This is a genomic window from Vampirovibrio sp. (assembly GCF_041737375.1).
Classification (GTDB): Bacteria; Cyanobacteriota; Vampirovibrionia; order Vampirovibrionales; family Vampirovibrionaceae; genus Vampirovibrio.
In genome coordinates this window covers 126853-143605 of sequence record NZ_JBGSRV010000003.1, presented here as the reverse complement: position 1 = coordinate 143605, position 16753 = coordinate 126853, and the positions used below count along the sequence as shown (strand labels likewise).

Genomic DNA, 16753 nt, shown 5'->3' with positions numbered 1-16753 from the left:
TGTTTTAAAAAAATCTCTCTCTCGCCAGCTTTTTTTCTACCCATTTGAATACAAAATAAAAAAGCCAATATTTTTAAAACGGTTGAATCATGTTGATTGTTTCTTAATTTGCATTCGCTAAATTTTAACTGAAAAAAATTAAAAATAAACTGTAAACGCGGAATTCCTCATTCTGTTTTTGCTGCTTTTGCTGTTTTGGGTTTCCATTTTTTAAAAAAGGGGTTGGAATGAACCATCACTGGATGATCCGTTTTTTCGAGATCGCTTTTCCGTTGAAGCCCTGAGAGAAACTGGCTTACAATGAACAGGGAGCCAACATTTAAAACAGCGTGAAGTGGGAGGATGGGCATGGGTATTTTGAAAAATCAGTCTGATTTGCGAGCTTTGCGAGAGGCTGGGAAAATAACCCGCGCGGTGCTGGAGGCTTTAACCGAACATTGCGTGCCGGGAACCTCTTTAATTTCCATGGAACGCTTGGCCAACCAGCTTTTGGCCCGCCATCGATCAACGGCCCCGTTTAAAAGTTTTAATGGTTTTAATCACGCCATTTGTGTTTCCCTGAACGATGAAATTGTAAACGGTCCGCCTTCTCGGGAGCGGTTGATTCAGGAAGGGGATTTGGTCAGTATCGCTACGGCTGCCGAGTATCGGCGTATTTATGCCAAAGCGGCCCGTTCGTTTTGGGTGGGCCAAACGCCCAGCGAAGCGGTTCAAAAATTACTGGCAGGCTCAGCCACAGTAATAGCCAACGCCATTGCGCAATCCCGGCAGGCGCAAACATTAAATGAACTGTTGGGGGTGGTTCCAGAAACCGCTCAAGCCTTTGGCTTAACGGTGCTTCAGGGCTTGGGAGGAGCTGGTATTGGCAAGCAATTGCATGATGCCCCGGCGGTGCCGAATGACCCGGCTGATTTGGAGGAGCGGGTTTTGTTAGTGCCCGGCCTTTGTTTTACCTTAATGCCCATGCTGTCTTTGGGGGATACCCAGGTTAAAGTGGCCGATGATGGGTGGACGTTTTTAACCCAAAATGGGAGTTTGGCGGCCCACGTTGCGGATACCTTGCTAATGGGCGAAAACGGGCTGGAAAATATCACCGGGGATTCCTTGGGCTAGCTTGACCCTGTGCATGGATGGATCTATGGTTAAGGCGTTAGAATCTGCAATATGCCGGAGGGTCATTCGCTATGATTAGTGACTTACTGAAAACCGAAACCGCTTGCCACCATGAGGCCATTGAAAACGCCAAGCGCTTGACCCGTTTGGGTAGTGAGGATTTTTCCAAAGCGGAATATATTGAGCTTCTGGAAAAGTTCTATGGTTTTTATCAACCGCTGGAACGGGCATTTGGCCAGCACCCCGAGATTATGGACGCATTGGCTTACCACCAGCGATTTAAATTGCCGTTGCTGCAAAAAGATTTGATGTTTTTTGATCACACCCCGGAATCACTGGCTCAGTTGCCGGAATGCACCGATTTACCCCCTACGGAAACCATGGCTCAGGCTTTGGGTTGCATTTATGTGATGGAAGGTTCTACCCACGGTTCACAATTTATCGCCAAACGCTTACGGGCGCATTTTAACCTGGAAAGCCAGGGTCTTGCTTTTTATGAAGGGTATGGCAAAGACACCATGAGCCAGTGGAAAGCCTTTAAAACTTATCTGGATGAAAGCGTGGCCCAAAACGGAGAAGGCGATGCGGTGGTTCATGCCGCCGGTGAGACTTTTCAGGCCCTGCACCGCTGGATGGATCAATAACGAATCACTGGCGCTGTAGATTGCATGGGCGAGTATCTTCGTTTTTTGCACCAGTACGGAAGAATTCAATTAAAAAGCTTGAAAATGCTTGAGCTTGAGACAAAAATTAAGCTTTAAAAAATTTAAAAGGACTCATACCACGATGTTTGCTGTTATTGTAAAATATAAAAAAAGCATGGAAGAGATCGAGCTTCACACGCCTGCCCATCGGGCGTTTTTAGATCGCTATTACGAGCAAGGCGTTTTGCTGATTTCCGGGCGCCAGAATCCACCCGAAGGCGGCGTTATTTTGGCCAAAGCGGAAAGTCGAGCCAGGGTATTGGAAATTTTCGCGGAAGATCCATTTCAAACAGAAGGCGTTGCCGATTACGAAATTTATGAGTTTACGCCCACCAAATTTCAGCCTTTTTTAGCGGAATGGCTAAACGCTTAGTGCGTTAAGCCCGACTTTCCCGGTAAAAAACGCAGCGCTTTTGATAGCGTATTTTGAACGCTCAGCTATCCTTTTTGGGGAGTGGTAGGACCTTTGAGCTTTTTTAAAAAAGCAAGCCCGAACGCCATCCGTAGCGGGCTTGCTTTAACACAGGGTGTGGGGAATAAGTTGTTTGGCGTTTGATATCATTCCGAGGTTGAGCGTGGCAATGGGCTGGCCGGTTTAGGGTGGGTGATATTAGACCATCGGCCCATTTCTCAAGCATGGTTGAGTCTTGATTTTAGACCAGCGAGGAATGGCTTCACCCGTTTGGCTGTTTTTAAATGGGGCAACAAAAGAAAACCGCTAACTATCTGGATGAGGAATAAAAATATGGTAGCCACTGTTGTGAATTTGCAAAGTGTTCGTCAACGTAAATCGAAAGTGCGTGTGTTTGAAGCCCTGGAACATTTTTACGGAGAAATTTTAAACCGTCTGGAAGATCAAAATAAACAGATTGACCCTCAGGAGTTTGAGGAATTTATGGTTCAGGTACTAGGCGATCACCTGGTCAGTAACCTCAGCTCCAGCGGTGATCTAACATCGCTGGATGAAAATTATCGACGCTTTGATGATCGCCTGAGAGCCTGTTTGCGAACCAAGCTAAAAACGCTGGGGCATTTTGAAAAAGTGCAGAAAAAAAGATAGTGCCCATTCGCTAAAGATGATTTTAAACGATTACCCAGCGCTGGGAATTTGTTGATCAATGAATTTTTCCATTTCATGATTTTCTACGGATTGAGTGCTTTGACGGGCGGGCATGCCTGAGCGATCTCTTTCCTGGCGGAGCAAACGATTGATATAGGTGTTGGGATCTTCGTTGCCCAGATGTTCCCGCATTTGTTCAATAAACACTGCCGTGTCTTCGTCCAAGGATAGAACAAAAGTGGTTTTCATAAATGTGTACTCCCTTTAATGTGAATGCGGATTTGGCTTAGGCCGAGGCGCTTAAACCAGTGTTTAAAACAAACGCCTGCCTTCAAATTACTGTATCTTTTGACTTGGGAACACGCAATTGCCCATCGGTGTGAATTCGATATAAATAAAAGAGTGAGTGGATTGGTGGTTGGAGCGTCCTGATTGAAACAGGTGCTATTTTACCCTGATCCAGGGCATTTGTTGCCTGCTGATTTGGTTTTGAATGGCTGAATTCACGGTTTTGTAGCGCTAAAGTGTAATAAGGGTAGTAAGAATACCGAAAATTCTGATAGAAGGTCAGCTAGTTTTCTGTAGACAAGTGGTGAATTGTCTGCTGAGCCTCCAATTGCAACAATAGGGGGTAACCTCAAAATTTCTGGTGAAGGGGTCGTTATCGCCTCGGGCGAACTGAGGCTTTTTGTTGTACTGGCATTCAGACTGCGTTCTCAACAGGATGTAATCAGTCGGACAGGCAAGGGCCTATTTAGCCAGAAATTGAAATTGTTTAGTGAAAAGGAGTTTTAATATGGACGAGCAAGATTACACTTCAGAGTACGCCAACGGCAATAGCTACACCAATGAACCGGCCAGCAACCTGAAAGGCGGTTTGACCGGCGTAAAAGAAAAAGTAACTGAGCAAACTTCTGAACTGAAAGGCAAGTTGCGGGATCAGGCCAGTCAGCTGGGCACCCAATTGGGCCAGAAAATTGACAGCGCCAGAGGTAGAACGTCCACTCAATTAAGAAACACCTCTCAGCGCATTGAGCATTTGGCCAGCTATGTAGAAACCAAAGATGCCAAAGGCATGTCGGATGATTTATTGCGTTCGTCCCAGTCCATGATTCGCAAGTATCCCGGCAAAAGTATTTTGGTAGGCTTGGTGGCGGGCCTGTTGCTGGGTCGTTTGTTTTCCGGCGGACGTCATTCCCAAATCCGTTAAGAGCGTGCGCCTTGTGCGCTCGCTCTAACGACTGGCCTGTCAGGTAAGCCCTGCGTTCGGCGTATTCAAACGGTTTTAGCCATTTCCATATTTTGCACACTGTGATGCGCTGAGAGAAAAAGGAGTTGATTGAACATGAGCCTTTCGTTTTTACCGGATCGATCTGAAAAATCGAGTTTCAGTCAATTGCTGCGCGAATTAATCGCCAAAGTGGGCGAACTGATTGCCACCCAAATTGCCTTGACCAAAGCCGAAATCAAGCTGGAAGGACAGAAATTTCTGGTGGCGCTGGGCCTGGGGCTGGCTGCCGCTGTGATTGGTTTTACCTTTGTGCTGTTCTTTGGGGTGAGCCTGACCCTGTTATTGGCTCGCTGGCTGGAATTGGCCTGGGCCGCCATGATTACCAGTGGCGTTTACCTGCTGCTGGCCGCTTTGTTGGCGGGTGCCATGATGGTGGAAATTCGCAAAAAAACGGAGCGGCTTGATATCGATTAAGCGCCGCACACAAAGGCGCTATGGTTTTTTTATAAAGGAGATTTTTATGACCACAACGGCGGAATTACGCTCAAAACGCGATCAAAAAGAGCAGGAAATTACTGATATTGCCCATCGCATTGAGGATCGCATTGATTTTTATAAAGACTGGCAAAAAATGGTGCGGGATTACCCGTTGCAAAGCATGGGCATTGCCATGGGGGCAGGCCTGCTAGTCAGTGGTATGGGCGGCGGTCTGGTCCGCTTTGGTTTGCGTCAGGCCGAAGGCTTGGTACGAGCGGGCTTAATGGCCTATCTGCTGGCCTGGTTGAATGATGCCAGTGAGAACCGCAAAGTGGTGAACGCCCAACGCCTGTAGCGCCCGCTGCATATTGAATGGCTGGGAATTTTCCCCTCTCTGAATTATCTCTGAATTAAAAATTGACTGAATGCCTTGGCCGGAACCCTTACAGGGGTTTCGGTTTTTCGGCGTTTGCGCTTTGGGTGGTCCTTTGGCTACACTGGAAAGCAAGTACCACATTTTGCCGGGTTCGCTACGGGGCGCTCAGGCGAATCATCGAGTACGCATAGACGAGTACGCATGCACCAAGGCGCTTACAAAAATCGGCATCAATAATTATGGAAAGAGGATCTGGGCATGAAGGCTGAAATAATTGCCATTGGCAGTGAGCTTTTAATTGGAGATGTGATTAACTCCAACGCGGCCTGGATTTCTCGGGAACTGGCCGCCTTGGGTGTGGATGTGCATTATCATGTCACGGTGGGCGATAATCCGGCCCGCATTCAGGGGGTGATTCAGCAGGCCATTGAACGCTCGGATTTGCTGATTTTTACCGGCGGACTGGGGCCCACCGAAGATGATTTGACCATGGCCACTCTTGCCCATTTTTTTCAAACCCCGTTAATCACCGATCCTGAATCGGAACAGGCCCTTCGCCAGTGGTTTATGGGGCGGGGCTTGCCCCTGTCGGACAGTAATTTAAAGCAGGCCAAAAAGCCGCAAGGGGCGGAAACCATCAAAAACCCGGTAGGCACCGCGCCGGGAGTGGCCTGGGATGTTTCTGACAAAACCGGGCGACCCACTTTGCTACTCACCTTTCCCGGTGTGCCCAAAGAGCTGGTGGGCATGTGGCCGCAAGGGGCCTCCTGGATTCGGGCCAAACAACGCCATTTGGGAGAACAGGCCCCGGTGTTGCAAGTGCGCTATTTGCGGTTTTTCGGCATTGGAGAATCCAGTTTAGGGGAAGCGCTTGCCGACCTGATGAGCAGCGCCAACCCCACCGTGGCCCCTTATGTGGGTCGTGCGGAAGTGAAAATTAGAATTGCCGCCAAGGCGGACAGCGTGGATGCCGCCGAGGCTTTAATGGCCCCGGTCAAGGCGGAAATTTTAAAGCGCTGCGGCGATTATTATTTTGGCGACGATGAGGCCACTCTGGAAGCCTTGGCGGGGCAATTGCTGAAGGCCAGCCAGCTTTCTGTGTCGGTGGGGGAATCCTGCACCGGGGGCCTGCTGAGCAGCCGCCTCACGGATATTGCGGGCAGCAGCGCCTATACCCGCCTGAACGTGGTCACTTATGCCAATGCCGAGAAAACCCGCTTGCTGGGAGTGTCTGAAGACACACTGGAGCGGCACGGGGCGGTCAGTCCCCAGGTGGCGGCGGAAATGGCCCAGGGTATTCTGAAGTTCAGCGGTAGCCATTTGGGGGTATCCATTACCGGCATTGCGGGGCCGGATGGCGGCAGCGAGGAAAAGCCCGTGGGACTGGCCTATATCGGGTTGGCCCGGAATCAGTCGGTGTGGGTTAAAAAAGTGTTGGTCAACAGCCGCTATAGCCGACAAGACATTAAGCATGGGGTTACCCAATACGCCCTCAGTTATCTCATTCAGCTTTTGAAGGGCCAGCTGGAAAGCGATGTTTTTGAGGCGGGCAATTCTTAAAAAAGGCTTAAGTGTGGGCCGGGTTGGCCAAAACTCAGCCTATAATGGGGGCAGATTTAATTGCCACAAAAGCGGTTTGTAAAAAAGGAGCCTGTGTCCCCCATGACCACCCCCACCATTGAACGTCATTCATTCCAGACGGAAACCAAGGAATTGCTGGATCTCATGATCCACGCCATCTACTCCAACAAGGATATTTTCTTGCGGGAGCTGATTTCCAACGCCTCAGACGCCATTGACAAGCTGAAGTTTGAAGCGCTGACCAACCCGGATTTACCCAAGGTGGATGAGCCTTGCATTTTATTAATTCCCAACCCGCAAACCCAAACCCTGACCATTGAAGACAACGGCATCGGCATGTCCCGTGAGGATGTGGTTAACCTGATTGGCACCATCGCCAAATCCGGCACCCGTGAGTTTATGGGCGCTTTAAAAGAGCGCAAGCAGCAGCACGGGGAAGTCTCTCCAGAGCTGATTGGGCAATTTGGGGTGGGTTTTTATTCCACCTTTATGGTGGCCGATCAAGTGACTCTGGAAACCCGCAAGGCGGGCGAGGAACATGGCACCCGCTGGCAATCCGCCGGAGATGGCACCTACACCATTGAGCCGGTAGAACGGGCTAGCCACGGTACTTCCATTACCTTGCACCTCAAGCAGGAAGACAGCGAAGACGGCTTACACGACTACACCAGCGAATGGTCCATCAAATCCATTGTTAAAAAGTATTCCGATTTCGTGAACTACCCCATTCAAATGGATGTCACCCATACCGATTACGATCGGGATGAGGCGGGCAAAGTGGTTGAGGGTTCCGCCAAAACCAGCGTAAAGCGGGAAACCCTGAACTCCATGAAAGCCATCTGGATTCGCCCCGAAAATGAAGTGAGCGAAGACGAGTACAAAGAGTTTTACAAGCATATTTCTCACGATTGGCATGAGCCGATGAGCTGGTTCCGCATGAAGATGGAAGGCACCTTTGAGGCCAGAGCGCTGCTGTACATTCCAGAAAAAGCGCCACAGGACTTGTATTACCGGGAAGGCAAACGAGGCGTTCAGCTTTACGTCAAGCGGGTCTTCATTATGGATGACTGCAAAGAGCTGATGCCCGATTACCTGCGCTTTATTAAAGGCGTGGTGGATTCTGAAGATCTCAGCCTTAATATTTCCCGTGAAATTTTGCAGCAAAACCGCCAGATTCGGGCCATCCGCAACCGCTTGGTTAAAAAGGTGCTGGGCACCCTGGAAAACATGGCCACTGCCAATTCGGCCCAATACCTGCAATTTTGGGGTGAGTTTGGCCGGGTTTTGAAGGAAGGCTTGTACGAGGATCGCGAAAATCAGGAAGCCTTGCTGGGCTTGTTGCAACTGAGTTCTACCCATTCGCCTACCGAGCTGACCACCCTGAAGGATTATGTCTCTCGCATGAAGCCGGGACAGGATAAAATTTATTTCGCCAGTGGCGAGGATCGCAAAACCATTGAGAACTCCCCGCACCTGGAAGCCTTCCGGGATAAGGGTTACGAGGTTTTGCTACTCACCGATCCGGTGGATGAGGTATGGACCCAGTCCGTTTATAAATTTGGTGAATTTGATTTGCAATCCGTAGGCAAAGGCACCGTGGAACTTGGCACCGAGGAAGAGAAAAAACAGGCCGAGCAAGCGCTGGAAGAAAAAGGCAAAACTTACGGCGATTTGCTGGGAGCCATGAAAGGCCAGTTGAGCGAGTATGTAAAAGAGGTTCGCCTCTCCAGCCGCTTGACCGAATCGCCTTCCTGTCTGGTGGGCAACCCCTCGGATTTATCCCCGCAGATGGAGCAATTGCTGAAGTCCATGAATCAGCCGGTACCGGAGAGCAAGCGGATTTTGGAAATCAACCCCAACCATCCCCTCAACCAGAAATTGCAGGCCTTGTTTGCGGCCAATCAGCAGGAACCGGCGCTGGCCGATTATAGCTATTTGCTATACGGGCAAGCGTTGCTGGCCGAAGGCAGTCCGTTGCCGGAACCCGCCAAGTTCAGCAAGTTGATGACGGATTTATTGGTAAAAGCCATTTAATTCGTTTTTGTAAGCGATTATTTTAAACCCTTAAAAACGCCGGTTCTGGAAACAGAGTCGGCGTTTTGCATAGAGGTCGGATGCTGTCTATGTTGCGGAACTTGAAACAAAGTCCGGGTTTGTCATCCGGTTTTCACATTCAGCGTTGTATAGTGAGCGCATCAATTCAAAGTGGGTTTTTAAAGGCCGAAAAAAATAATAAATGTTTGGCCTGTTGTGAGTACTTTTTAAACCAAACAATGTCCATATGAAGGAGCCATTGCAATGCTTGGATTTTCCAGTTTTTGGGGCGCGCCGGTTTCCGCAAAAACCCCGTCCCCTCAAAGCGTAGCCCCTCGTCGGTTCAGCCCCCCAACTTTAAAAATTTCTGGATCGGCTCAGAAATTTTTAGCGCAAAAGCCGGTTCTTACTTCTCTGGATATTGATAGCACTTTAATTCCCTGGTTGAAAGAGCCTGAGTATGATGAGGTTGCTTTAACCCGTTACCGCAAAACACTGGGAAGTCCGGATTTTAGAAATCAGAGTTTTGTGATTTTGAACACCGGGCGCAGTTTATCGGCGGTGAAACGCCTGGCCCCTATTTTGCGGGATTTGCCCATTGATGCCTTGGGCCTGAATGATGGCCAGCAACTGTATTTGCGTTCCGCCTCGCTAGACAAAAACGCCCACCCAAAAAACGACAGTCAATCCTGGCTTCAGTCACTCAGTCGATCGGATCAGGATCCGCACTGGAAAGCGGTGCTGGGTGGGTGGTCTGCCACTCAGGTGTTGCAAGATATTCGAGACACCTTGCAAACGGATTTGGGCTTTCAACTGGCGGCCAAACCGGGTGAAAAAAATCGGTTTAACCCGAATGGAGAATACTTTGCCTTTCAAAAGCCCATGTCTCCCAAGCATCCCAAATCCGGGGACTGGGTGATTCGCATTTGCCCGGATCAAACCTATTTTGAAGTGGCCTCCACCCAGCCGGATGTCACCGAGCCAGACATTGCCAACTATTCTGAATTTCTGATTGATCACTTGCAAGCCCGCTTAAAGCCGCAATGGCCTACCGTGATGTTTTATAACAGCCAATCCTCGGAAGGCTGCCATATTCACCTGGGGCCGGAAAATACCAATAAAGCTTCTCTGGTGCGGCACTTGCTGGCCACCCGCTTTGAGCAAAAGCCGCAAGCGGTTATTTCCGCTGGCGATAACACCAATGATATCGCCTTGTTGAGCAGCCACACTTTGGAAGGGGTTCCGAACTATCCTGTTTTAGTGGGATCGCACCCCAAGGTCATGGCCGCCTTGCGCCAAAACCCGCCACCCAACCTGGAATCCGTGGGCTGGAACCAGCTGGATGAAGGCTTAAAAAAGCAGTTTGCAAAGGTGAAAGACCACTTGAAAACCACGGGAGGCAACGGTCAGCGTCTGGATGCCACCGCTTAAGCCCTTGTTTTTACCACACTTCAAAATCCAAAAAATCTGAACGAAAAAGATCTGAACGGAGAGGGAAAATGAATACCACCGGCTGCCCACTGAATCGGGCGGTCGGTTTTTCTTTTTGATAAAAAGCGGTTTGAAAAGCCTGTTTATAATTGGGCTTCAATGGCCCACAAAATGGCTTCAGACCGGCTGCTGACCCCAATTTTATGATAGATGCTGTACAAATGATTTTGCACCGTTTTGGGGCTAACCACCAATAAATCGGCCAGTTTTTGATTGGTGTAGCCTTTGCTTAATGCCTGCAAGACTTCCCGTTCCCGCTCGGTTAAGGCTTCTCGTAAATGGCCATTGGCGTTGCGCTCTTTTTTCTTCAGTTTTTGAGCCAGCTCTTCTGACAAGGCCAGCGGTTCTCCGCTACGCACTTTGCGAATGGCTTCCACCAGCACTTCAATCTGGATGTCTTTTAATAAAAACCCCTTCACCGGCAGATCCAGGCATTTTTTCATCACATGCGGATCATCCTGATTGCTCAGGATAATAATTTTGGCCTCTGGCCATGCGGTCATAATGGCCCGGCTGGATTCGTAACCGCTGATTTTAGGCAGGTTGATATCCATTAAAATAATATCGGGTTTGTGGGCCAATGCCTGAACCACCGCGTTTTCCCCGTCGCCCGCCTCACCACAGACGTGCAAGCCGCCGTGTGTTTCCAGCAACTGGCGCATGCCTTGCCGCAAAATGGGGTGATCATCCACCAGTAAAACCTGAATGGGGGAAGGGTCGAGTTGATGGTTCATGATTGAATTTGAATCTCCAGAATGGCGCCGGGGCCGTTGGAACGGTTGCTTAAATGGAATACGCCAGAGAGGGCTTTGACCCGTTCTTTTAACCCCACAATACCCAAGTGGCCTTGCTGAATCAATGTTTCATCCGGGGGAATCTGCGGCCATGGCAAGCCACAACCGTTGTCCTCAATGCGAATGGACAACTGCAAAACCGGGGTAGCCTGACCGGTGCCGGTGATTTCCTGTTCTGCAATGGTGACTTTAATGGTGCTGGCCTTGGCGTGTTTCAGGGCGTTCCGGGTGCCTTCCTGAATGACCCGGAACAGGTGCAATAACTGTTGATCGTTCACCCATTTTTCAATGCGCGTGGCGTTGATGTACCCCGGCAGCGGCAGGAATTCAAACACAAGGGTGGTGCTGCTGGTTTGGTGTTGCAGTTTTTCCATAAAATGCTCCAGCGCCGGAATTAACCCCAGAGAATAGAGCGATTCGGGCCGTAAGTCGCCGCTGATTTGGCGGACGCTTTTCAGGGCTTCTGAAATATTGGCGCTGATTTCGCTGAGCTTGCCCTCCGTGTTTTGAATGCGAAGCGCATCGCCGGATTCCATATCCTTGCGGAGCAGTTGCAACTGGATATTCACATAGGTCAGTTGCTGGGCCACGTCATCGTGTAATTCTCTGGAAATATTGACCCGTTCCGATTCCACATGCTCATCCAGACTCATCAGGGCCTGATTCAAATTTTTGTTGGTGCTGCTTAGCCTCTGGTTCAGGCTGTTAATGTCGGTTCTGGTTTTCACCATCCACGGAATCCACTGGAAAAATCCGTAGGCAAACAGCCCAATGCCAATGGTATAGCCAAAGGTTTTTTTCAAAAAAGCATGTTGCCAGCTTGGCCCCAGCGGAATGTTGATTTGCCCCAAGGCGCAAAGCTGGGGGGGATCATCCAGAATGTCCATCCAGGTGCCGAGCATCAGTAAGCCCATGCCCCATAAAATGCTGTTCCAGCCAAAGTGCCGAATATGGGGATATTTTTTGCCGTAGTACAGGCAAAAAAGGTAAATGGTGGTTACCACCGTGGCATGTACGCTTTCCAGCAGCAGGGTGTTCAGTTTTAGCTGGTTATCAATATAGGCCAGCGATCCGCCAATGATAAAAAACAGGGCCACGGGCAGCATGACATGCTTTTCGGGCAAAGGCACCGGGGCGGTCATACGGAAGGATCTTCCTTTAAATAACGCAATTATATTTTCCATACTCGATCTAAACCGGGAGGGCGTTTTTTTTAAATAGGCAATTTTTCCTATGATGGCGGTAGCACAAAAATGGATGTTCTTCTTTTATATAGGCAACTCACCGGAATAGTCCCTCATCACCCCGTTCTCCAACCAGAGGCTTTAGGGATATGGCATACCCATTCAACGCCAATCAGTTTTACAATCAGCCCAGCACCGCCTTTCGGTCCCGTAAAGCGGCGACTGCCCCTGCATTTGGACAGCAGGCCTATGGGCCCCCTTACAATGCCATGCCTGCCTACGGTGCGCCACCTGCTCAGCCCTTGACCCGTCCCTTGAGCCGTCCTTTGAATCAGTCTTTGGCCCGGCCCTTGAATCAGCCCTTGACGCCTTTACCCGCCTTGCCTTTACCGGCCCAGTTGTTGAACCGTCCTTCGCCGGTTTTGCCTGCCGCGGCCAATGCCGCTTTTGCCCCCTTTGGCTCCCCGGCTTTGGGCAATGCCAGTCCTGCTTCTCCAATGCCCAGACCCCAGGTTCAAAATCACTTTTACGCTTTACCCGCTGTTAAAGATCCGGCCAGCACCAAAAAGAATATTAAAAAGTTTTTGTTGATTACCAGCGCTGTTGTTACCGGTGTTTTTGCCACCGCTGGCACGGTGGTGGGTTTAATGTGGATGTTTTATCCCGGTTTTGTGGAGCTGGCCAGAAGTATTGGCCCTAAGGGCGCTTCCAAAGCCGCCCGTGCCATTAAAGAATGGAAAAAACCCGGCCCCATTTTACAACGGGCCAAAAACGCCCATCAGGTTTACACTCAGCCAGTGGATGCCTCAGGTTCTTCTACGAGTCAAAGCGGTTGGCAAAGATTTAAAAACTGGTTTAAGTCCGCAGAAACCTTGCAGAATGAAGCTAAAGCAGCCAAGGTCGCCTCTCAAAAGGCCGCTGAAAAAGCCGCTGAAGCAGCCCGAGAGGGCGGTAACGGCTTTGCTGAAATTTGGCAAACGTTTGCCGAAAAAGATACCCAGGCGGCCAAAGAGCTTGGAAAGGCAATGGGTCTGGATCTGGAAAGAATGACGTCGCCTCAATATCTTGCCGAGGTGATCAACCGCATCAGTCCTCAGCAAATGGAGGTCATCCTGAGCAAGGCGATGTCCGGCGAGCCTTTGGATTACGGCAAAATACTGGGCGATGCCATTAACAATATTTCGCCTGAAAAATTAAAAGGCTTTTTAAATGTCTTATTTCCCCAAAAGTTGTCAGCTGCGTTGGCCAAGAGTCGTGAAACCGGCAATGTCAGCGAACTGTTAGATAAACTGTGGGCGATGGTCAGCGAAGAGCAAAAGGCCAATATTTTTAATGAGGGTTCAGCCATTGGTAAGAATGCCATACACGAATACGCCCAAACACTTCCGCTAGTTGGCCGTTTTCTAAAAATGTTCCAGAAGCCATCCAGTGAGCTCTCCGGAACCGCTCCCGCATCCGTGGGTGAGTTTTTTGATGCTGTATCCGAGCAGAACTGGTATTCCCCCGAAATCTTGCGGAAATAGGGGAAAACTCCCAGCACAGACTTGAGCCATTTGGTTTTTATATGCCTACCAATCACTTCAACGCCACTAACTTGTATAGGTGAATGAATTATGCCCAATACCATTCAATCCGGTTTTTACGCCCCCCAGCCTCCCTTGAATGGGGGAAGGCGTCCTGCTCCTTTTCAGGTCATTCCGGGTCGTTACGGCTCAATCCTCACCACTCAGGATTTGTTGGCCCTTGGTGAGCCGCCCCAGAAAAAATCCGGTTTTTTCAAAACCTTGCTGAAAGGAACCGCCGTGGCAGGCGGGGTTTTGCTGGGCGGAATCGCTTTGAAACGCTACTTTCCCAATGCCGCTCAAACGGTGCTTGCTTATACGCCTGAATTGATTCAAAAGCCCTTTCAGTCGGCCGCCGCTACTCGGGCGGGTCAAACGCTGGGGCATTATGGCCAGGAAATTTTCGTTCAGGCGGAACGGTTATTGGGCAAAGCCCCCAACGCTTTGCCTGAGGCTACGGGTATTGTGGGCAAAGCCAAAAACTGGATCAGCGGATGGTTTGGTTAAGGCCCTGAAATCAAAGCCAATAAGCTTAAAACATCAAAAACCCTCGCTATATTATATTAGCGGGGGTTTTTTAATGGGGTTTGGACGTGATTTTTTTGAAGATGAGACAAATGACCTATGAATCTGGGAGATTTGGCGCAGTCAAAAACCACCGGGGCATTCGTTGATATAAACACAGTTCAGCAATGAACGTTTTGTTCCCTCCCCCGCATTGAAAAAGGCATTGATTATGACCATTACCGCAACCAGTTTCAATCAACCCAAATCGGCTCTTAATCCCCAATTTGGGGCCAAGTCGGCCCAAGCGCAAGAGAAAAAGAAGTCCGCCTCGCTTCAGCCCGAAAAAAACACCCCGGAACCAATCACCCCGGAACAACTTACGGAAGAACAAACGGCCCAAAACGCAAGCGCCTTGGCCGAGCAAGCCCTGGCTCAACTGTTTTTTGCCGCAGGCGGTGGTGATATTGTTTACTTGCAAAAGGCCAAGCAGTTGGCCCAACTGGCCGATTTCCACACCAGCGGCGGCGCGGCCTATAGCGCCAAAGGGGCCAATCTGTCGGCCTTGCAAGCACTGGCTCAGGCCAGCAAGCTGGAAGCAGCCTTGCAAGCGGAAACCGTGGGTCAAAACCTGAATCAGGTGGCCTAAGGCTGGCGGGTTCTAGGGGGAAGAACTTCCCCACCGACCGCTGTTTGGGTTTAGGCCTTCACAATCAAACCGGTTCATCAAACAGGTTCAATCCTTAAATAAGGGATTGGGCTTGTTTGATTTTTTGGGGTTTTATTTTTTGCGTTTGATTTTTTTGCGGACCAGCTCGGGGGAAGGGCACGCTGGCAACGCCCTTAATCAATCCCAATCAATCCTCATCTGGCTCAATCTGGGAGAAATTACCTATACGAAATAGGTAATTTGGCCAACACAAAGGCGTTTTAGTTTTTCTTAATACCTACACAAGCATTTTAAAGTGTACCCCACTTTTTTTGTAAGCACACAGGTAAGCACTCATAAGGATTGGTTCGATGGCTCAATATTACGCTTCCAACACACAGTACCAAACCGCTCTGAATGAATGCTTGCGCCACTTACAGGCCTCTTACCAGCCAGCGGCTTCTGTCGGGTCCAACGGGGGGCAGTTGGTGTTTGGCAACGGCAACGCCGCTTATCCCTCGTGGTCCACGCCTCCTGATGCCTTTGGGTATCAGTCCGCCAGTGTGTGGGGGCAACCTCCGGCTATCAATTCGGCGGCGTCTCCCAAAAAGTCGTGGCTTAAAAAACTGCTGGTGGGGGCGGGTGTATCGGTGGGCTTGTACTGGGTGGGCAAGCGGCTGCTGAGCGGAGTTGGCAAAACCCTGGCCGAAAATTTGACAGAAGCCGTTGTCGGCAAAGCGGTGGGCCAAGTCAGCGAGACGCTTTCCAAAGCATCTGCCGAAAGCGCGTCACAAGCGACGGGATCGAAGGTTTTTCCCAGCTTGAAACAAGGCTTTGAGACGCTTCAGTCGTTGGGCATCAAGCCGGAAACGGTGGCCAGCTGGTTCAGTAGCAAAGGCGGACAAGGTTTATTGACTTTCGCCAAGTCCGACTGGTGCGTGAATATTCTGAAAACCACGGTGCTGGGGGTGGCCGCCAAATCGTTGCCCGAACCGGCCATTAAACTGCTGGAAGCCCAGCTGACCCCGGATAATATTCGGCACATGCTGGATGCGGGAGTGTTGTCTAGCGTGCTGAAATACGGGGCTGAACTGTATGCCAAAAACAGCGGATCGCTTCGGGGATATTTGCAAGCCAACGCCGATACCGTGGCCACCCAACTGGCCCGGTTAACCGGCTTTCAAAAAGATACCATTGCCAACTATCTGAAACAGTTTCAGTAATTTTCTCTCCCCCTAAACCACAACGCAAACTGACTAGACAATTGCCTGCCTGTTCCCCCCAAGGGACAGGCTTTTTTTTGCCCAGCGACATTAAAACAGCAAGAAAACGGCAACCCAAAAAATGAAAAACTGAGATTTGGACGGGCCAAATTCGTGTTTATCAAATTGGGATTGAACCAATCAGGGTTTAAATGGCGCAGTGGCGGCCATGTTTTTGGTTGTATTTCTGGTGGTACTCTTCTGCCGGGTAAAAATGAGCCGCCGGGGTGATTTCGGTCACCACTGGCCGGGGCAATTTGCCAGACTGGTTCAAATCCGCTTTGGCGGCGGTGGCTTCGGCCTGTTGCTGATCGGTGTGGTAGTAAATGGCCGAATGGTACTGACTGCCCACATCCGGCCCCTGACGGTTCAGGGTGGTGGGATCATGCAATCGCCAAAACAGGTTAAGCAAGTCTGCATAGGAAATTTGGGCGGGATCGAATTCAACCAGCACCGCTTCGGCATGCCCGGTGTTTCCGTCGCACACTTCCCGATAAACGGGGTTTTCGGTATGTCCGCCGGTGTAGCCCACCTGGGTGGAAATAACCCCGGTTTGCTGCGCAAAGGCATCTTCAATGCCCCAGAAGCAGCCAGCGGCAAATGTTGCTTTCTCGCTCATGGTGGAATCTCCTTTTGGGTGTTTTAACGCTGATTTTGGGTTTTTAAAGTTTTCTTTTTATTTATTAAGGAGGCACTTTAAAAAGCTTGGGGCGCCGGTTCCGGCAGACTTA

Annotated in this window: 18 protein-coding genes; 14 read left to right on the top strand and 4 right to left on the bottom strand. The window is 50.0% G+C overall.

Annotated features, from left to right (window positions below):
- Positions 1 to 348: 348 nt before the first annotated feature.
- From map to ACEW81_RS01360, 4 genes are all read left to right on the top strand, one after another.
- Positions 349 to 1113, top strand: a complete 765-nt coding sequence (gene map, locus ACEW81_RS01375; RefSeq protein ID WP_373531168.1) for a type I methionyl aminopeptidase — start codon at positions 349 to 351, stop codon at positions 1111 to 1113.
- A gap of 71 nt (positions 1114 to 1184) precedes the next feature.
- Positions 1185 to 1757, top strand: coding sequence for a biliverdin-producing heme oxygenase (locus tag ACEW81_RS01370; protein ID WP_373531167.1), 573 nt, complete (start codon positions 1185 to 1187; stop codon positions 1755 to 1757).
- Positions 1758 to 1899: 142 nt separating this feature from the next.
- On the top strand, positions 1900 to 2190 hold the full coding sequence (locus ACEW81_RS01365; RefSeq protein WP_373531166.1) for a YciI family protein: 291 nt from the start codon (positions 1900 to 1902) through the stop codon (positions 2188 to 2190).
- A 372-nt stretch (positions 2191 to 2562) separates the two neighbouring features.
- A complete protein-coding gene (locus ACEW81_RS01360; RefSeq protein WP_373531165.1) occupies positions 2563 to 2877 on the top strand; it encodes a hypothetical protein in 315 nt (104 codons plus the stop codon).
- A 30-nt stretch (positions 2878 to 2907) separates the two neighbouring features.
- Here ACEW81_RS01360 and ACEW81_RS01355 read toward each other — a convergent pair whose 3' ends face one another.
- Positions 2908 to 3126 carry a hypothetical protein gene (locus ACEW81_RS01355; RefSeq protein ID WP_373531164.1) on the bottom strand — a complete coding sequence of 73 codons (219 nt, stop codon included), beginning with the start codon at positions 3124 to 3126 and terminating at the stop codon, positions 2908 to 2910.
- A gap of 547 nt (positions 3127 to 3673) precedes the next feature.
- Between ACEW81_RS01355 and ACEW81_RS01350 the strand changes: the two genes are divergently transcribed.
- From ACEW81_RS01350 to ACEW81_RS01325, 6 genes are all read left to right on the top strand, one after another.
- Positions 3674 to 4087: a hypothetical protein gene (locus tag ACEW81_RS01350; RefSeq protein ID WP_373531163.1), complete on the top strand. Its 414-nt coding sequence runs from the start codon at positions 3674 to 3676 to the stop codon at positions 4085 to 4087.
- Positions 4088 to 4222: 135 nt separating this feature from the next.
- Positions 4223 to 4582, top strand: a complete 360-nt coding sequence (locus tag ACEW81_RS01345) for a phage holin family protein (RefSeq protein ID WP_373531162.1) — start codon at positions 4223 to 4225, stop codon at positions 4580 to 4582.
- A gap of 46 nt (positions 4583 to 4628) precedes the next feature.
- A complete protein-coding gene (locus ACEW81_RS01340; protein WP_373531161.1) occupies positions 4629 to 4940 on the top strand; it encodes a hypothetical protein in 312 nt (103 codons plus the stop codon).
- Between the two features lie 279 nt (positions 4941 to 5219).
- The gene (locus tag ACEW81_RS01335; protein ID WP_373531160.1) at positions 5220 to 6521 is read left to right on the top strand and encodes a competence/damage-inducible protein A; all 1302 of its coding nucleotides are present in this window, start codon (positions 5220 to 5222) and stop codon (positions 6519 to 6521) included.
- A gap of 102 nt (positions 6522 to 6623) precedes the next feature.
- Positions 6624 to 8576: a molecular chaperone HtpG gene (gene htpG, locus ACEW81_RS01330; RefSeq protein ID WP_373531159.1), complete on the top strand. Its 1953-nt coding sequence runs from the start codon at positions 6624 to 6626 to the stop codon at positions 8574 to 8576.
- Positions 8577 to 8840: 264 nt separating this feature from the next.
- Positions 8841 to 10007 (top strand): HAD hydrolase family protein, encoded by a 1167-nt coding sequence (locus tag ACEW81_RS01325; RefSeq protein WP_373531158.1) that lies wholly within the window; start codon positions 8841 to 8843, stop codon positions 10005 to 10007.
- A 143-nt stretch (positions 10008 to 10150) separates the two neighbouring features.
- Here ACEW81_RS01325 and ACEW81_RS01320 read toward each other — a convergent pair whose 3' ends face one another.
- Positions 10151 to 10801: a response regulator gene (locus ACEW81_RS01320; RefSeq protein WP_373531157.1), complete on the bottom strand. Its 651-nt coding sequence runs from the start codon at positions 10799 to 10801 to the stop codon at positions 10151 to 10153.
- Complete coding sequence (locus ACEW81_RS01315; protein ID WP_373531156.1) at positions 10798 to 12003, bottom strand: sensor histidine kinase; 1206 nt, start codon at positions 12001 to 12003, stop codon at positions 10798 to 10800. The genes ACEW81_RS01320 and ACEW81_RS01315 overlap by 4 nt, the downstream gene beginning before the upstream one ends.
- 191 nt (positions 12004 to 12194) lie before the next feature.
- Between ACEW81_RS01315 and ACEW81_RS01310 the strand changes: the two genes are divergently transcribed.
- From ACEW81_RS01310 to ACEW81_RS01295, 4 genes are all read left to right on the top strand, one after another.
- A complete protein-coding gene (locus ACEW81_RS01310) occupies positions 12195 to 13568 on the top strand; it encodes a hypothetical protein (RefSeq protein WP_373531155.1) in 1374 nt (457 codons plus the stop codon).
- A 90-nt stretch (positions 13569 to 13658) separates the two neighbouring features.
- Positions 13659 to 14114: a hypothetical protein gene (locus ACEW81_RS01305; protein WP_373531154.1), complete on the top strand. Its 456-nt coding sequence runs from the start codon at positions 13659 to 13661 to the stop codon at positions 14112 to 14114.
- 229 nt (positions 14115 to 14343) lie between these two features.
- The gene (locus tag ACEW81_RS01300) at positions 14344 to 14760 is read left to right on the top strand and encodes a hypothetical protein (protein WP_373531153.1); all 417 of its coding nucleotides are present in this window, start codon (positions 14344 to 14346) and stop codon (positions 14758 to 14760) included.
- Between the two features lie 371 nt (positions 14761 to 15131).
- The gene (locus ACEW81_RS01295; RefSeq protein WP_373531152.1) at positions 15132 to 15983 is read left to right on the top strand and encodes a hypothetical protein; all 852 of its coding nucleotides are present in this window, start codon (positions 15132 to 15134) and stop codon (positions 15981 to 15983) included.
- 187 nt (positions 15984 to 16170) lie between these two features.
- Here the strand turns inward: ACEW81_RS01295 and msrA are convergent, their stop codons facing one another.
- Positions 16171 to 16641, bottom strand: coding sequence for a peptide-methionine (S)-S-oxide reductase MsrA (gene msrA / locus ACEW81_RS01290; protein WP_373531151.1), 471 nt, complete (start codon positions 16639 to 16641; stop codon positions 16171 to 16173).
- Between the last annotated feature and the right edge of the window lie 112 nt (positions 16642 to 16753).

Bases quoted from the DNA above. Each gene is read 5' to 3' on its own strand.
- ACEW81_RS01365 (WP_373531166.1), top strand. From the start codon at position 1,900: ATGTTTGCTGTTATTGTAAAATATAAAAAAAGCATGGAAGAGATCGAG.
- ACEW81_RS01305 (WP_373531154.1), top strand. From the start codon at position 13,659: ATGCCCAATACCATTCAATCCGGTTTTTACGCCCCCCAGCCTCCCTTG.
- ACEW81_RS01335 (WP_373531160.1), top strand. From the start codon at position 5,220: ATGAAGGCTGAAATAATTGCCATTGGCAGTGAGCTTTTAATTGGAGAT.
- map (WP_373531168.1), top strand. From the start codon at position 349: ATGGGTATTTTGAAAAATCAGTCTGATTTGCGAGCTTTGCGAGAGGCT.
- ACEW81_RS01350 (WP_373531163.1), top strand. From the start codon at position 3,674: ATGGACGAGCAAGATTACACTTCAGAGTACGCCAACGGCAATAGCTAC.
- ACEW81_RS01315 (WP_373531156.1), bottom strand. From the start codon at position 12,003: ATGACCGCCCCGGTGCCTTTGCCCGAAAAGCATGTCATGCTGCCCGTG.
- ACEW81_RS01320 (WP_373531157.1), bottom strand. From the start codon at position 10,801: ATGAACCATCAACTCGACCCTTCCCCCATTCAGGTTTTACTGGTGGAT.
- ACEW81_RS01295 (WP_373531152.1), top strand. From the start codon at position 15,132: ATGGCTCAATATTACGCTTCCAACACACAGTACCAAACCGCTCTGAAT.
- ACEW81_RS01370 (WP_373531167.1), top strand. From the start codon at position 1,185: ATGATTAGTGACTTACTGAAAACCGAAACCGCTTGCCACCATGAGGCC.
- htpG (WP_373531159.1), top strand. From the start codon at position 6,624: ATGACCACCCCCACCATTGAACGTCATTCATTCCAGACGGAAACCAAG.
- ACEW81_RS01355 (WP_373531164.1), bottom strand. From the start codon at position 3,126: ATGAAAACCACTTTTGTTCTATCCTTGGACGAAGACACGGCAGTGTTT.
- msrA (WP_373531151.1), bottom strand. From the start codon at position 16,641: ATGAGCGAGAAAGCAACATTTGCCGCTGGCTGCTTCTGGGGCATTGAA.
- ACEW81_RS01340 (WP_373531161.1), top strand. From the start codon at position 4,629: ATGACCACAACGGCGGAATTACGCTCAAAACGCGATCAAAAAGAGCAG.
- ACEW81_RS01360 (WP_373531165.1), top strand. From the start codon at position 2,563: ATGGTAGCCACTGTTGTGAATTTGCAAAGTGTTCGTCAACGTAAATCG.
- ACEW81_RS01310 (WP_373531155.1), top strand. From the start codon at position 12,195: ATGGCATACCCATTCAACGCCAATCAGTTTTACAATCAGCCCAGCACC.
- ACEW81_RS01300 (WP_373531153.1), top strand. From the start codon at position 14,344: ATGACCATTACCGCAACCAGTTTCAATCAACCCAAATCGGCTCTTAAT.
- ACEW81_RS01345 (WP_373531162.1), top strand. From the start codon at position 4,223: ATGAGCCTTTCGTTTTTACCGGATCGATCTGAAAAATCGAGTTTCAGT.
- ACEW81_RS01325 (WP_373531158.1), top strand. From the start codon at position 8,841: ATGCTTGGATTTTCCAGTTTTTGGGGCGCGCCGGTTTCCGCAAAAACC.